13 protein-coding genes are annotated in these 14,473 nt (G+C 52.6%); 11 read left to right on the top strand and 2 right to left on the bottom strand.

The window, feature by feature from the left end; translation table 11 throughout:
• Positions 1-33 precede the first annotated feature (33 nt).
• The gene (locus NE562_RS11230) at positions 34-273 is read right to left on the bottom strand and encodes a hypothetical protein (protein ID WP_024726275.1); all 240 of its coding nucleotides are present in this window, start codon (positions 271-273) and stop codon (positions 34-36) included.
• Positions 274-602: 329 nt separating this feature from the next.
• Here NE562_RS11230 and NE562_RS11235 point away from each other — a divergent pair, with 329 nt between their 5' ends.
• The 6 genes from NE562_RS11235 (at position 603) to NE562_RS11260 (ending at position 7,729) form a co-directional block, all read left to right on the top strand.
• The gene (locus tag NE562_RS11235) at positions 603-1,220 is read left to right on the top strand and encodes a TetR/AcrR family transcriptional regulator (protein WP_280962516.1); all 618 of its coding nucleotides are present in this window, start codon (positions 603-605) and stop codon (positions 1,218-1,220) included.
• 96 nt (positions 1,221-1,316) lie between these two features.
• Positions 1,317-3,092 carry an ABC transporter ATP-binding protein gene (locus NE562_RS11240; protein WP_280962517.1) on the top strand — a complete coding sequence of 592 codons (1,776 nt, stop codon included), beginning with the start codon at positions 1,317-1,319 and terminating at the stop codon, positions 3,090-3,092.
• Positions 3,089-4,819: an ABC transporter ATP-binding protein gene (locus tag NE562_RS11245; RefSeq protein WP_280962518.1), complete on the top strand. Its 1,731-nt coding sequence runs from the start codon at positions 3,089-3,091 to the stop codon at positions 4,817-4,819. Before NE562_RS11240 ends, NE562_RS11245 begins: the two co-directional genes overlap by 4 nt.
• A gap of 487 nt (positions 4,820-5,306) precedes the next feature.
• On the top strand, positions 5,307-5,801 hold the full coding sequence (locus tag NE562_RS11250) for a ribbon-helix-helix protein, CopG family (RefSeq protein ID WP_280962519.1): 495 nt from the start codon (positions 5,307-5,309) through the stop codon (positions 5,799-5,801).
• A gap of 19 nt (positions 5,802-5,820) precedes the next feature.
• A complete protein-coding gene (locus tag NE562_RS11255) occupies positions 5,821-6,006 on the top strand; it encodes a transposon-encoded TnpW family protein (protein ID WP_280962520.1) in 186 nt (61 codons plus the stop codon).
• A gap of 100 nt (positions 6,007-6,106) precedes the next feature.
• Positions 6,107-7,729, top strand: coding sequence for a DUF4368 domain-containing protein (locus tag NE562_RS11260; protein ID WP_280962521.1), 1,623 nt, complete (start codon positions 6,107-6,109; stop codon positions 7,727-7,729).
• A gap of 105 nt (positions 7,730-7,834) precedes the next feature.
• Here NE562_RS11260 and NE562_RS11265 read toward each other — a convergent pair whose 3' ends face one another.
• A complete protein-coding gene (locus NE562_RS11265; protein WP_280962522.1) occupies positions 7,835-9,901 on the bottom strand; it encodes a PTS sugar transporter subunit IIC/EAL domain-containing protein in 2,067 nt (688 codons plus the stop codon).
• A gap of 185 nt (positions 9,902-10,086) precedes the next feature.
• Between NE562_RS11265 and dusB the strand changes: the two genes are divergently transcribed.
• The 5 genes from dusB (at position 10,087) to rplC (ending at position 14,471) form a co-directional block, all read left to right on the top strand.
• On the top strand, positions 10,087-11,073 hold the full coding sequence (gene dusB / locus NE562_RS11270; RefSeq protein ID WP_280962523.1) for a tRNA dihydrouridine synthase DusB: 987 nt from the start codon (positions 10,087-10,089) through the stop codon (positions 11,071-11,073).
• Between the two features lie 15 nt (positions 11,074-11,088).
• A complete protein-coding gene (locus NE562_RS11275) occupies positions 11,089-11,694 on the top strand; it encodes an RNA polymerase sigma factor (protein ID WP_280962524.1) in 606 nt (201 codons plus the stop codon).
• Positions 11,691-12,677, top strand: coding sequence for an anti-sigma factor family protein (locus tag NE562_RS11280; RefSeq protein WP_280962525.1), 987 nt, complete (start codon positions 11,691-11,693; stop codon positions 12,675-12,677). The genes NE562_RS11275 and NE562_RS11280 overlap by 4 nt, the downstream gene beginning before the upstream one ends.
• Before the next feature lie 558 nt (positions 12,678-13,235).
• Complete coding sequence (rpsJ, locus tag NE562_RS11285; protein WP_280962526.1) at positions 13,236-13,547, top strand: 30S ribosomal protein S10; 312 nt, start codon at positions 13,236-13,238, stop codon at positions 13,545-13,547.
• Between the two features lie 228 nt (positions 13,548-13,775).
• Positions 13,776-14,471, top strand: coding sequence for a 50S ribosomal protein L3 (rplC, locus tag NE562_RS11290; protein WP_280962565.1), 696 nt, complete (start codon positions 13,776-13,778; stop codon positions 14,469-14,471).
• Positions 14,472-14,473: the final 2 nt, after the last annotated feature.

The following is a 14,473-nucleotide window of genomic DNA, read 5'->3' on the forward strand; positions in this document are numbered from 1 at the left end:
GCAGGGCTACACGCTTGTCTTATATTTAATTTTTTACCCCAAATAATCACCGACCGGGCTGGAATTGTATTGCTTGATTACTTTAACTATGATAGAACCATCCGACTGTTCTGTCTGCTCAACGATTTTATACTGGGTATGCTTGTGCTCCAAGGATTTCTGATACTGAGCAACTTCTTCTTTTACTTGTTGCATAGCATAGTCATGACCAACATCTTCCTTCAGCATAAAATGAAGTGTCTGACAAATGCAGGCGGCTTTTACCCGTTTCATACCACTGTCCCTCCATTCCTAAAAAATATAAAACGAGTGACACACGCAACTGGATTTACGCACGTGTGCCACTCGTTATGGATTTATTATACTGGATTTCATACAAATTTGCAAAGGACATTTTTAACAAAAAGTATATTTACCTTTTAATTTCGATGTCGCAGACAATATTTTCACGCCGCCGTCAAGGAGCGCCTGGAACACAGAACTGAGATTGCAGGAATTTACGAGATTCATAAAATTTTTGATAGGGATATTGACAAACTTCTTGACTTGCCGTATCATATAACGGTGATATATAACGGCGTTATATGAAAGGAGATGATATAATGAGCGAAGCGGACCAGACAACTCTACATCTAATTCTTTCAGCCGCCATGCAGGAATTTCTTGAAAAAGGTTTCAAATCTGCGTCCTTGCGGAATATTGTTAAAACGGCGGGTGTGACAACGGGCGCGTTCTATGGCTACTATGACAGCAAGGAAGATTTATTTGAAGCACTGGCAGGTGAACATTACAGCTTTTTGTTGGATTGCTTTTGCAAGGCGCAAAGAGAATTTGCAGAAATTCCACCAGAGGAACAGCCAGACAATCTTACCACTACTTCCGGCGAGTGTATGTATGAAATGCTCTTGTACGCCTATGATCATTTGGATGAATTTAAGCTCATTCTTTGCTGTTCCGAGGGAACGCGCTTTTCAAAGTTGATTGACGAAATGGTTGAAATAGAAACAAATGCAACACACGACTATTTCAAGGTGCTTGAAAGATTAGGTAGACCGGTTCCCTCGATTGATAAACGGTTAGAGCATATCTTGATTACAGGAATGTTCAACACTTTTTTTGAATTGATTATACATGAAATGCCGATTGAAGAAGCAAAGCATTATCTAAAAGAAATGAGAACTTTTTACACCGCCGGATGGATGAAAATTATGGGGCAATAAGCCCTATAATTTTTACACATGAGTTAGTTAATGCTAACTATCAAATTGGATATTTGCGGTTTATCATACACAAAAAATTAAGGAGGTTTTTTTTCAATGAAAAAACAGTCTAACTTATCACGGTTAATGGGTTATGCCGGAGGGCATAAGATATTGACCTATCTTTCATGGATACTGTCAGTCATGAGTGCGCTGTTGGCTCTTGTGCCATTTTGGTATATATGGCGTATCGTTCACGACATACTGGAAGTGTCCCCGGACTTCTCACAGGCGGAGAATGTCACAGGATACGGCTGGTCTGCCGTATTGTTTGCGGTACTCTCTATTGTCATCTATATCGCAGGTCTGATGTGTTCCCACATAAGCGCGTTTCGAGTTGCCGCCAATATCCGAAAAACGCTTATGCGTCATATTACAGCCCTGCCTCTTGGAGTGACAGAAAAGTATGGAAGCGGGAAGCTGCGGCGCATCGTCAACAGTTCCAGCGCTGCTACGGAAACGTATCTTGCACACAGACTGCCCGACAAAGCGGGGGCGATTGCAACGCCCATTGGACTGCTCGTTTTACTGCTTGCGTTTGATTGGCGGTTAGGGCTTTTGAGCCTTGTTCCCGTTGTGCTAGGTTTTCTCATTATGATGAAAATGACCGGAAAAGACATGGCGCAGAGAATGGAACAGTACCAAAACTCACTTTCTGATATGTCAAATGAAGCTGTTGAGTATGTAAGGGGTGTACCCGTAGTAAAGACTTTCGGGCAGACAATCTTTTCTTTCAAACGCTTCAAAGACGCAATCGACAATTACGAAAAATGGGTGATTACATACACAAAGGGACTGCGTCTGCCCATGATGTTTTATACGACTGCAATCAATGGTGTGTTCGCGTTTTTGATTGCCGGGGGGATTCTTTTTACAAGGAGCGGCGTAACGAATGAATTGCTGCTGAACCTTATCTTCTACATTGTGATTACTCCTGTCATTGGTACGACACTCACAAAAATTATGTTTATGACTGAGGATGCAATGATTGTAGATGACGCATTGAACAGGATCGATGAGGTGCTGAATGAAAAACCGTTATCTGAAAGTCAAGTGAACAATGTGCCGAATGACAATGGGATCACCTTGGAACACATCAGTTACAGTTATGACGATAAGAAAAACGCATTAAATGATGTGTCATTACGGATCGAACCGGGGCAGGTGATAGCGCTGGTAGGCGCGTCCGGCGGCGGCAAAACAACCCTTGCGAATATTGTGACAAGATTTTTTGATCCGCAAAAAGGACGCATACTGATCGGCAACATCGACTTACGCGACATTCCGAAAGAAACATTGATGAATAAGGTATCTTTTGTATTTCAAAATAGCCGCCTTATCAAAGCATCTATTTTGGAAAACGTGCGTATGGCAAAACCGAATGCCACACGCGAAGAAATCGCCCATGCTCTGGAAGCTGCACAATGCTTGGATATTATTGAAAAATTACCGAATGGCATGGATACGGTTGTCGGCACAAGCGGCGTGTACCTGTCCGGCGGCGAACAGCAAAGAATAGCGATTGCCCGCGCGATTTTGAAAAATGCGCCTATCTTAATTCTTGATGAAGCGACAGCGTTTGCCGACCCCGACAATGAGGTACGCATACAACAGGCTTTATCCGCTCTCTCAAAGGGAAAAACGGTTATTATGATTGCACACAGGCTGTCGTCAATCATAGACGCGGATTGCATTTATGTACTGCAAGACGGTAAGATTGTCGAAAGCGGCACACATGGCAAGTTGATAGAGAAAAACGGAATATTTACAAAAATGTGGAGGAATTATTCCGAAGCGGCAGAATGGAAAATTGCAAAGGGGGTAAACGCATGATTAAGACATTGCAAAGACGCTTTGCGTTATCAAGACAGGGGGCTGTCGATTTGATAAAAGGCTGTATTGCTTGTGTTGCACAGGATATATCCTTTATGCTTCCTGTTGGGCTGCTCTATTACTTTGTCATTGATACCATGAAGGGGAGCGTAAATGGAAGCCGCATTGCTTTCTATGGGGTTGGCGCTTTGGTCTGCCTTGCCCTTATCTTTGTTGTAACTTGGTTTCAGTATAACGCCACCTATTTAGCGACTTATGTGGAAAGCGGGGTAAGACGCATTTCGTTAGCGGAGCAGCTCCGCAAAATTCCCTTGTCTTTCTTTGGGAAAAAAGACCTTGCCGATTTGACAAATTCCATAATGGGTGACTGCGCCACTCTTGAAACGGCATTCTCTCATTATGTACCCGGTTTGGCAGGTTCTCTTATTTCAACAACGCTGATTGCGATTTGCTTGTTTGCTTACGATTGGCGTATGGCTCTTGCGGCTGTTTGGGTGTTGCCCATTGCATTTGCGATCACGTTTTTCTCGGCCCGCATACAAGAATATTTCACCCGAAAATCCGTAGCGGCAAATGTTGCGTTGGAAAGCGGTGTGCAGGAGTGCATCGAAAGTTTACAAGACTTAAAGGCGAATAACGCGGAAGAAAATTATCTCAAAGGGCTTGGCAAAAAAATTGATGCTGTGGAAAAACGGCACATCATTTCGGAGTTTGGGACTGCCCTCTTTGTTGTTTCCTCGACGTTGGTATTAAAGTTTGGAATTGCCACGGTTGCCCTTGTGGGTTCCGCGCTGCTCATTCGCGGGGAGATTACTATTCCGCTGTTCTTTATGTTTTTGCTTGTGGCTTCAAGGCTGTATGCCCCGCTTGAGGGTGCATTGCAAAATCTTGCCGCGGTAATTTCCACCAAAACGAACATAAACCGCATGAACGAAATCCTTGACCAGCCTATCCAGACAGGCAGCAACGAGGTAACAAATAAAGGCTATGATATTGTGTTCGACCATGTAGGATTTGCTTATAATACCGGGGAAACCGTATTGAAAGACGTGTCCTTTACGGCAAAACAGGGAGAAGTTACCGCCTTAGTCGGGCCGTCCGGCGGCGGTAAAACTACGGTGTCACGCCTTGCTGCGCGGTTTTGGGATATAAATAAAGGCAAAATTACGGTCGGCGGTATGGATATATCGAAAATAGAACCGGAAACATTATTGTCGCTGTATTCTATCGTATTTCAAGACGTGACGCTGTTTAACAACACAATCATGGAGAATATCAGAATAGGCAGAAAGGACGCGACCGACGAAGAAGTGATTGCGGCGGCGAAACTGGCAAATTGTGATGAATTTGCGGTAAAGCTCCCGGACGGTTACAACAGTATGATTGGTGAAAACGGCTGCGAGCTGTCTGGCGGTGAACGGCAGCGTATTTCAATCGCCCGCGCTTTTCTCAAAAATTCCCCCATCATCTTACTTGATGAAGCAACGGCAAGCCTTGATGTGGAAAACGAAACATTGATACAGGCTGCTTTGTCAAGGTTGATAAAGGATAAGACTGTACTTGTTATCGCACACCGTATGCGTACCGTAAGCGGCGCGGATAAAGTAGTTGTACTTTCAGACGGTTCCGTTGTCGAACAGGGAACGCCGGAGGAGCTGATGAACACAGGTAAGATTTATCCCCATATGGTACAATTGCAAATGATAAGTAGAGATTGGGGTATTTAGAAAGCACAATATATATTTTTAATAAAGTATACTTACTTTTACACTTTTCTAAACCGTTAGATTGAGTCGTTCAAGGGGTAAAAAACATTCACAAATTACGTCCCCTGACATTCGCTGTCACAGCTTGACAAAAGCGCGCGTACCTGTTATTCTGAAACCACGGCAGAAAAGGCCCCACCACAAGAAGTGAAACGAATAGAAGCAAAGCCTGACACACCCGGCGCATTAAGCGTCTGGTCTGTCAGGCTTTTTATATTTGCCGGGATAGGAGGAATAAACGGGATGCTTTATGACAGGAGCGAAGCGACCGTTCTGCCGCTTGCGGCAGGAGACTGAACGCCAAACCGCAAGGTTTGAAGTTAAGGCAGGAATAGGGGAATGTCATTCCCCACCAAAACGGCATGCAGGCAAAGCCTGCAACGGAAATCAGAGCAGTTTCACGGAACCTTTTGAGAACCCTTTTGAATAACCCGGAAAGAGGTGGAAAATGAAACCATTTCAGACGATCCAATTAAATGTTAAAGTGCCGGAACAGACCGCCGATGAGATTAAAAGGCTGGCCATCTCCCGGCATCAGACCGTGGCGGAGCTGCTGCGCCACTTTATTGAAGAAGGGCTGAAAATCCATAGCTATGAGCAAAACATCGACTTTATCGCCGGTATCGTCCGGCAGGAGTTTACGTCTGTCTACCACATTGAGGACATTCGCGCGGCGGTCAATCAGACATTCGAGGAGCATATGCCGAAAATCAATAGAAATTTGTTAAAAAGTGGAAAGGTGTCCGCAGCCGGATACTTCCTGCTGATCAAGGTGCTGATGGAAATGGGCGGCCTCGACAGCCTTGCGGATTTTGTCCGCATGGCGGAGCAAGCGGGAACACTGGGAACCGAATACATGAAACAGAGCAACAGCACGCTGAACGAATTCCTCACGGACGGCGAAACCGTCTGCCGTCTGGCGCATCTGCAAGCGGACAACTAAAACAGAGAGGAGGAATTGCATGGACAAATTCGGCCAATCTGAAAGGGTGTTACAAAAGAAGATTGCCGAAGGAAACGAAAAGAAGCGTAAATTTGAAATCGGCGGGGCGACATATTTGGTAACTGCTCATTATAAGGAGCAAGGCGGTATGACCGCCACAGATAAGGTCGCCCGTTTAATAGATAGAGACACAGAGACGGCGTAGAGAGTGAAAAATGTCTGGACGCGCAAAGCGATTCCGGGTAAAATAAGGACATACAATTTACCCGAATCGTTTTGGCTGTACAGAGGAAAGGAGTTTTAGAATGGTACAGCAAAACGACCGGCGAACCGACGGCGGCAATATCACGGCTCTCTACTGCCGTTTAAGTCAAGAGGACGAATATGCCGGAGAGTCCGGCAGCATCCAGCACCAAAAGCAAATTTTAATGGAATATGCCAATGCCAACGGCTTTCCCAACCCACAGTTTTTTGTGGACGACGGCTATTCCGGAGTCACGTTCGACCGCCCCGGCTACAAAGCTATGATGGAACAGGTGGAAGCGGGGAATGTCTCTACCATCCTTGTGAAAGACCATTCCCGGCTGGGCAGAAACCGCCTTGTGGTGGGTATCCTGTTGGAAGAAACCTTTGCAAGCTACAATGTCCGTTACATTGCCATTAACGACAACGTGGACACGCTGAACGGCGTGGATGACAGTGTGGCCGTCCGCGATCTTTTTAACGAGTGGCATGCCAGAGACACCAGCAAGAAAGTCAAGGCGGTCATCATGGCGGCGGCGCGGCGTGGGGAACGCATCGGCACAAAGGCGCCTTACGGCTATCGAAAAAAACCGGAAAGCCGTAAGCAGATTATTCCCAATGAGGACACCGCGCCTGTGGTGCGGCGAATTTTTGCCCTGTGCGCCAGCGGACTTGGCCCTGACAAAATTGCACGGATATTGAGGGCTGACCAAATCCTGACGCCCACTGTTTATGAGTTTCGCACTAACGGCGTCCGCCATACCAATCTGAATGAGAATAAGCCTTATAATTGGTGCGGCTCTACCGTGGCGGACATTTTGGAACGGGAGGAGTACATCGGCAACACCATCAACTGTCGCAGTTACAGTCCATCCTTCAAGAGCAAGAAAAGCAAGCGGAATCCCCCGGAAAAGCAGCTCCGCTTTGAGCATACCCACGAGCCGCTGATCGACATGGAAACATGGGAGATTGTGCAGAAGGTACGGGCGGGTAAACGCCGTCCCAATAAAATGGGCGAGATGGATCTGCTGTCCGGTATGGTCTACTGTGCGGACTGCGGAAAACGGCAGTACTTCTGCCGGTGCGGAAGCTGGAACGAAAGCCAGTATACATATACCTGCGGCACTTACCACGGACATAAAGAGGACTGTACCCCGCACACCGTCAAGGTCATGGCACTGCACGAAATCGTGCTGGCGGAGATTCAGCGGGTTACGCAGGAAGCGCGGGAGCACACCGAGGAATTCCTCCGGCGGGCGATGGACAAGCACAGCAGCCAGCTCAAAAAGGAATTGTCTGCCAAAGTCAAAGAATTGGACAGGACGCAGAAACGGCTTGCGGATTTAGAAAAGCTGTTCCGCGCCGCCTTTGAACAGCTTGCGTTGGCGAACCTTTCGGAAACTCAGTTTAAGGCGCTGACGGGCGGTTACGAGGAAGAAAAACAGGAGCTGACAATCCGCAGTGAAATGCTGGAACAGGAAATCAACACGGAGAAAGAGCGAATGCTGAATGCAGACCGCTTTCTCAAGGTGGTACAGCGGTACACGGAGATTCAAGAACTGACGCCGGAAATCGTGCGGGAGTTCATTGAGAAAATCGTGGTGCATGAACGAAGCGAGCCGTGGAAAAAGAAGAATTACACCCAGCAGATTGACGTGTACTTCAATTTTGTAGGGCAGGTCTAAAACAGAAAAGCCACAGGATACCGAAATATCCTGTGGCAAATCTTAAAATTGGAAAACATCCTTGTCAGGCAGAGACGAAAGTCTGCACCGCTTTTTTTTGTTTTTTTATAATCGCATCAGATCGTCCGCCGGGATCGCGGGGCTGAAAAGGTAGCCTTGAAAGCGCCGACAGCCAAGACTCAGCAGCAGGGTGTGAAGCGTCTCGTTTTCCACGTATTCCGCAACGACCTCAAAGCCGAGATCCCGGCCCAGATCGATCAGCGAGCGTACGATCTCCTGTGAGCGGGGGCTGTCCGGCAGGCTGCGGACGAGTGAGCCATCCAGCTTGACGAAGCGAAACGCGTTGTTTTGCAGATATTTGAGCGAGGTGTGGCCCATACTGAAATCATCGATCGCGGCCGCAACGCCGCTTTCGCGCAGCCGGTCAAGGTGGGCGGCGATGCGGTCGTACCGTTCCACCGCGTCTTCCTCTGTGATCTCCAAACAGATGCAGTGGCCCAGACCCGATTGCTGAATCAGTTTAATGACGGCTGCGATAAAAGCGGGGTCGTCGATCTGCCCGGCCGTGACATTGACGGAGAGCTGAAACGTACTGCCCAGCCGTAAACGGAGACGCGCGGCGGCTTTTGCCGCGCTTTCCAAAATGCGGTGCGTCAGTCCGTCGAAAAGCCCGTCCTCCTGCGCGAGGGCGACGGCGATCGGCGGGGCCACGGCGTGGCCGTGGTATTGCCAGCGCAGCAGCGCCTCCGCGCCGACGATGCGGCCGTGCTCGTCTACCTGCGGCTGATAGTAAACCGGGATTTCGCCGCGTTCCACATCCTGCCGGAGCTGGCTGACAAGCTGGTTGGCCATCACGCCCGTGCGGTCGTTCCGGCCCAGATAACCGCCCGCGGCGGGCGTATCCCGCTCGTCCCAGAAGGTGTGGATAAAATCGTCAAGCAAGGAATTCTCGCGCGCCTTGCGCATGTGCTCGGACAGACGGATAAAAGGCGCGTAGAGCAATACCCCGGCGATCAGGATCACCAGTTGAACGATAACGCCCCGGAAGGAACCCGTGGCAATATAGCCGCTGAACAGCGCGGGCGTGGTCCAAGTGACCGAGTGCATCACAATGGGCAGAAAGCCCAGCGCCGTTGCCCCATAGGCGATCACAAGGGATAGGATGGGCACGGCCAGAAAGGGGAGCAGCAGGACTGGATTCAAAATAACCGGCAAGCCGAACACGAGCAGCTCGTTCATATTAAAGATGGCAAAGGGAACGGCGGACCAGGCAAGCCGCCGGTCGTCCTTGTCGCGGGAAAACAGTAAAAGCGCCAACAGCAGGCACAATGTCGCGCCGCAGCCGCCCATGAGCGCGAAATTATCGAGAAACGCCTTGCCGACGATCAGGTCCGGCGCGGAATCGGCGGGGATAAAGTAGACCTGCGCCACCTGCTCCATCACGTTGCCGCCGTGCATGCCGCAGAACCACAGCAGATCGAGCAGCGTGACAAATAGCACGCCGCTGCCCAATTCGCCCGGCAGGTATTCAAAGACCCGCGCCATCGCGGTGGCCAGCAGGGTGTTGAGATCGGGCTGGCCGGTCACAAGCTGCAGCACGAGCGCCGCCAGCGCGAATACCGTGATGCACAGCGCCAGCGGAACGATCATCGATACCGAGATGCGGAAATGCAGATCGGCCCCCGGGGCGTAGGAGCGGAAACGGTGCGGCAGGTAGGCGGTAAACGCATGGAACAGCCGCACGCCCAAGATCGCGCACAGCATGGCGCTGAACAGGCTGGTCGCGCTGCACGCGGAAAAGGGGAATTCGCCCGCGGGCGCGCCAAAAAACGCGATAAAGCAGCCGAGCGAGGCGATGACCGCCAGCAGGCGGAAGGAATCGTCGCGGGTCTGGTCCAGCGCGGAAGCATAGGCATAGCTGACGCCGCAGAGCAGATAGATCGAGATCAGCCCGAGGGTGGCGTCGTAGATCAGATCGAGCAGGCGCAGAAAGAAACCGCCCGCGGCCTGTTGCAGCGCCTCCTGCAAAGCGGGGACGGGCAGGCTGCGCAACATCAACGCGACCGAACCGGTGACCAGTATGGGCACAAGCATCAGCAGGCCCTTGCGCACGGATGAAAAAACGCGGCTGCGCTCCATCCGGTCGGTCAAGCGAAGCAATCTGTGGTACAAGCGGCATCCACCTCCCCGTAGGCGGTACGAATTTTTACACAAAATCATTATATACGGTTATCAATGTTTTTTCCAGCCTTTTGCCTTATAATATGCGGGTTAAATTGTTGCTGGCTGTGGGTTTGCATTAAGTGGGGATTTATGCTATAATCTATCCTGTTATTCTATCGCTGTGGGGGAGAGATATGCAAATCGGCTCTGTTTTACTCGGCGGACGTGTGGCGCTCGCCCCGATGGCCGGGGTCACCGACCGGGCGTTTCGCCAGATATGCCGGGAACACGGCGCCGCGCTCACCTATACCGAAATGGTATCGACCCGCGCGCTCGCCTATGGCGATAAAAAGACGCCGCGCTTGCTCAGCCTCGCGGAAAACGAGCGGCCCGCCGCCGCGCAGATCTTCGGGCACGACCCCGCGAGCATGGCCGAGGGGGCCAAAATCGCGTGCGCGCTTTCGGGCTGCGCCATTATCGATATCAATATGGGCTGTCCCGCGCCCAAGATCGTGAACAACGGCGACGGTTCCGCGCTGATGCGCGACCCCGCCCTTGCCGCACGGATTATCGAAGCGGTGAAAAACGCGGTGGACGTGCCGGTCACGGTCAAGTTTCGCAAAGGGTGGGACGATAAAAGCGTTTGCTGCGTTGCGTTCGCCCGCATGGCCGAGCGCGCCGGGGCGGACGCGATCACGGTGCATGGCCGCACACGGGCGCAGCAGTACAGCGGCCAAGCGGATTGGGACGCGATCCGCGCGGTCAAGGCCGCCGTGCATATTCCGGTGATCGCCAACGGCGATGTGTTTGAACCGGAGGATGTGCCGCGCATACTGGCCCATACGGGGGCGGATATGGTGATGATCGGCCGGGGCAGTCTGGGCGATCCTTGGATCTTTTCGCGCGCGAACGCGCTGCTTGAGACCGGCGTGTGCCCGCCGCTGCCGCCGTTTGCGGAGCGGATCGACACCGCGGTGCGCCAGATTGAGCTGGCCGCCGCGCAGAAGGGCGAGCGCGTGGCCCTGCTGGAGGCGCGAAAGCATGTGAACTGGTATTTGAAAAGGGAACGGGGCGTCAAGGCCTTCAAGCAGCGCGTGTGCGCGCTCGAGCGGATGGAGGAACTTTATCCGTTGGCCGAAGCGCTGAAACATGCGGTAGAAGACGGGCCGCCCTGTATATAAGGAAAGGAGGCGCCCATGAGCGAGGATAAAAACATCCTAGCCCGCGCGCGGCGCGGCGAGCTGCCCGCGTTTGAAGAGCTGGTAACGCTCTATGAAAAAAGGGTGTTCGCGGTTGCGCTGCGTTCCTCTGGCTCGCCCGAGGACGCGGCCGATATCACGCAGGAAACTTTCCTGCGCGCTTGGCGCGGGATGGATTCCTTCCGGGGGGACAGCGGCTTTTCTACTTGGCTGTTCCGCATTGCGATGAATTTGTGCGTCGACCACGCGCGCCGCAAAAACGCGGCGCCGCTGACCCAACCCCTTGTTGGGGAGGACGATATGGAGCGGCCTATTCCCGACCCCGCGCCCACGCCCGAGCAAAGGCTGGACAACAGCGAGCTGGGGCGGGAGCTTTCCGAGGCCCTGAACGAAGTGTCCGAGGAACACCGGCAGATCGTTTTGCTGCGCGATGTTTCCGGCCTGAGCTATACCGAGATCGCCGAAACGCTGGAAATTTCGGAGGGCACGGTGAAATCTCGTCTGTCGCGGGCACGGCTTGCCCTGCGCGATACGCTGCTGCGCCGGGGGAACATTCTGCCGCCCGCTCCGTCTAAACAACCGAAAGGAGGCGGGCAGGCATGAGAGATTGTGAGTATTTTGAGCAGCTCTGTTCCAACAGCGTCGACGGTACGCTGACCGAACAGGAGCGGCAGGAACTGAGCGAGCACGTGAAGGGCTGTCCCTCGTGTGCTGCGCTGCTGAATGATCTGGAACAAATGCGGGCGATGCTGCGGGCGGAACCCGAAATCCCGGATTCGCTGCACCATGATATTATGGAGCGACTGTCGGGCGAGGCGCGGCTGACTTTAGTGCAGCCGGAAAAGCCGGCGCGCCGCATGCCGGTATTCACCATGGTGGCGGCTGCCGCCGTCGTGGTGATGGTAGTGCTGGGCGGCGGCGTGGGCCAGCTGTTCGGCACCAAGAGCAACGGTGCTGGAAACGCCGATACCGTCACGGCGGCGGATGGCGGCGCGCGTCCGGTGGACGATAGCCGGATCGACGCTGCGCCGCGCGCGGCCGAAGCTGCGCCCGAGGACGCGAAGCCGCAGCCCGAGCCGGATGCGCCGCGGACGAAGAGCGCGCCGCAGGCCCCGGCGGAAGCGGCTGACGGCACACAGCCGGAAGCAAACGCTGGCGCGGGAGAAGCGGCGGCGGGCGGCGAAATGCCCGCAGAGGCGGAGCAAAAGTCAGCTGCGGAAAACGATACGGCGCAGGAACCGGGCGCGGTCGCGCCGCGCGTGGCTTACTATAGCGGGGATCTGCCGGTGCAGGATGCGGAAGCTGAAACGGAGGAGACCGCCGCGCTGCCGGAAAGCATTCGGGGAACGGCGGTGGCGTACAGCTATCTGGCGGTCGGCGCGGGCGAGCTGCCCGAGCTGGACGGCGCGTTGCTTTTGAACGAGGGCGACTATTCATATTTTTCCCTCTCGAACAATATGACCGTGCTGGAAAAAACGCTGGACAGCGTTGAAAAAGCCGGTTATACGGTTTCCGCCCACGAAAATGTAGGTCTCGTCACCGATAGCAAGGCCGAAAGCTGGCTGCTGATCGTTAAAAAAAGCTAGAAGCTTTTTTTAAGTTAGGAGTTAGGAGTTAGGAGTTAGGAATTGCGGTATCGGCCGCTGGCCGATGGATCAAATCATCGCGCTTTGCACGATACCGCAAACGCCTACTTCCTAACTCCTGCTTTTTCTAAAACTTTTATGAAAGTTTTGAGAAAAAGACCTTGACTTTGCAGGGAAAACGTAGTAACCTATAAAGGCACCTGCGAAAGCGGGAGAAAAAACGCGATGATGCCGGAGATTGCTGCTTTAAGCAGGTAACTTCGGCGGAGTAGGTCCGACAATCGGGCGGTTGAGATAACTGCTATCTGTCCAATGGGCGCGTGCGCCCGGCGGCGCAAACGCAATGTTCCTGCGTAAATTCGGGACTCGCAGCATTTTTGCTGCAAAGCCGATGGCACGAACCACTTACGTTTCTTTGTTGACCGGATCATTACACCAGAGGTGTGCCCGGTTATTTTCATGCCCGAACGTGATACACACGGCGGGGTTGCAGTTTCTCTCCGTAGCGAGTCACAACATTATTTAATGTATGGCACACATACGAGGAGGAAAACCACAATGGCAAACGCACAGAAAATTAGAATCCGCCTGAAGGCGTACGACCACGAGCTGATCGACCAGTCGGCCGAGAAGATCATCGAGACCGCTAAGCGCAACGGCGCTAAGGTTTCGGGCCCCATCCCGCTGCCGACCGAGAAGGAGATCATCACCATCCTTCGCGCGGTACACAAGTATAAGGATGCGCGCGAGCAGTTCGAGCGCCGTACCCACAAGCGTCTGATCGACATCGTCAACCCCAATCAGGCTACCATCGAAGCGCTCACCACGCTCGATCTGCCGGCCGGCGTTGAATTTGAAGTCAAGCTCTAAATAATTAGGAATTAGAAATGAGTAATTAGTAATTTTGAAATGGCGCGTAGCGCGACCGCAATTACTAACTACTAATTATCAATTACTAATTAAAAACCACATTGTTTACAATCCGTCGGACTAACCCACCGCCGGTTTGAAGCCTTAGCCGCGTTTTCGTGCGGCGAGGTCATGTTGGCGGCCAAACGCCGTCAACCAATAACCTTTCAAGGAGGAAAAAACACTATGATGAACAAAGCGATCATCGGCAAGAAGGTCGGCATGACCCAGATCTTCAACGCCGACGGCAAGGTCATCCCCTGCACCGTCATCGAGGCGGGCCCCTGCGTCGTTACGCAGCTCAAGACCGAGGAGAAGGACGGTTACAACGCCGTACAGTTCGGTTTCGAGGACGTTCAGGAGCGCAAGCTCAACAAGCCCCAGAAGGGCCACCTGAAGAAGTCCGGCGACAGCCTCAAGAAGTATCTCAAGGAGTTCCGCTTTGAGGATTGCGCCACCTTCCAGCTGGGCGACGTTGTCAAGGCCGACATGTTCAAGGAAGGCGACTTCGTTGACGTGACCGGTATTTCCAAGGGTAAGGGCTACGCGGGCGTTATCAAGCGCTTCAACGCCGGCCGCTCCCCGATGAGCCACGGCGCTGGCCCGATGCACCGTCATCAGGGTTCCATGGGCGCGTGCTCCGATCCTTCCAAGATCATGAAGGGCAAAATGATGCCGGGCCACATGGGCGCCGAGCAGGTCACCGTTCAGAATCTGGACGTTGTCAAGGTCGACCCCGAGCTCAACCTGATCGCCGTTTGCGGCGCGGTTCCGGGCCCCAAGGGCGGCATCGTGTTCCTGAAGAACACCGTAAAGAACAACAAGCTTGTCAAGGGTGAGGCTGGCGTCAGCAAGAACCCGCAGAAGGCTTCCGCGAGAAAGTAAGG

This window comes from Butyricicoccus faecihominis, from assembly GCF_024462775.1.
GTDB classification, from domain to species: Bacteria; Bacillota; Clostridia; order Oscillospirales; family Butyricicoccaceae; genus Agathobaculum; species Agathobaculum faecihominis_A.

Excerpts from the sequence above, each read along its gene's own strand:
- NE562_RS11275 (WP_280962524.1), top strand. The coding sequence starts at position 11,089 with ATGAGCGAGGATAAAAACATCCTAGCCCGCGCGCGGCGCGGCGAGCTG.
- NE562_RS11280 (WP_280962525.1), top strand. The coding sequence starts at position 11,691 with ATGAGAGATTGTGAGTATTTTGAGCAGCTCTGTTCCAACAGCGTCGAC.
- NE562_RS11230 (WP_024726275.1), bottom strand. The coding sequence starts at position 273 with ATGAAACGGGTAAAAGCCGCCTGCATTTGTCAGACACTTCATTTTATG.
- NE562_RS11240 (WP_280962517.1), top strand. The coding sequence starts at position 1,317 with ATGAAAAAACAGTCTAACTTATCACGGTTAATGGGTTATGCCGGAGGG.
- rpsJ (WP_280962526.1), top strand. The coding sequence starts at position 13,236 with ATGGCAAACGCACAGAAAATTAGAATCCGCCTGAAGGCGTACGACCAC.
- rplC (WP_280962565.1), top strand. The coding sequence starts at position 13,776 with ATGAACAAAGCGATCATCGGCAAGAAGGTCGGCATGACCCAGATCTTC.
- dusB (WP_280962523.1), top strand. The coding sequence starts at position 10,087 with ATGCAAATCGGCTCTGTTTTACTCGGCGGACGTGTGGCGCTCGCCCCG.
- NE562_RS11245 (WP_280962518.1), top strand. The coding sequence starts at position 3,089 with ATGATTAAGACATTGCAAAGACGCTTTGCGTTATCAAGACAGGGGGCT.
- NE562_RS11250 (WP_280962519.1), top strand. The coding sequence starts at position 5,307 with ATGAAACCATTTCAGACGATCCAATTAAATGTTAAAGTGCCGGAACAG.
- NE562_RS11260 (WP_280962521.1), top strand. The coding sequence starts at position 6,107 with ATGGTACAGCAAAACGACCGGCGAACCGACGGCGGCAATATCACGGCT.
- NE562_RS11235 (WP_280962516.1), top strand. The coding sequence starts at position 603 with ATGAGCGAAGCGGACCAGACAACTCTACATCTAATTCTTTCAGCCGCC.
- NE562_RS11255 (WP_280962520.1), top strand. The coding sequence starts at position 5,821 with ATGGACAAATTCGGCCAATCTGAAAGGGTGTTACAAAAGAAGATTGCC.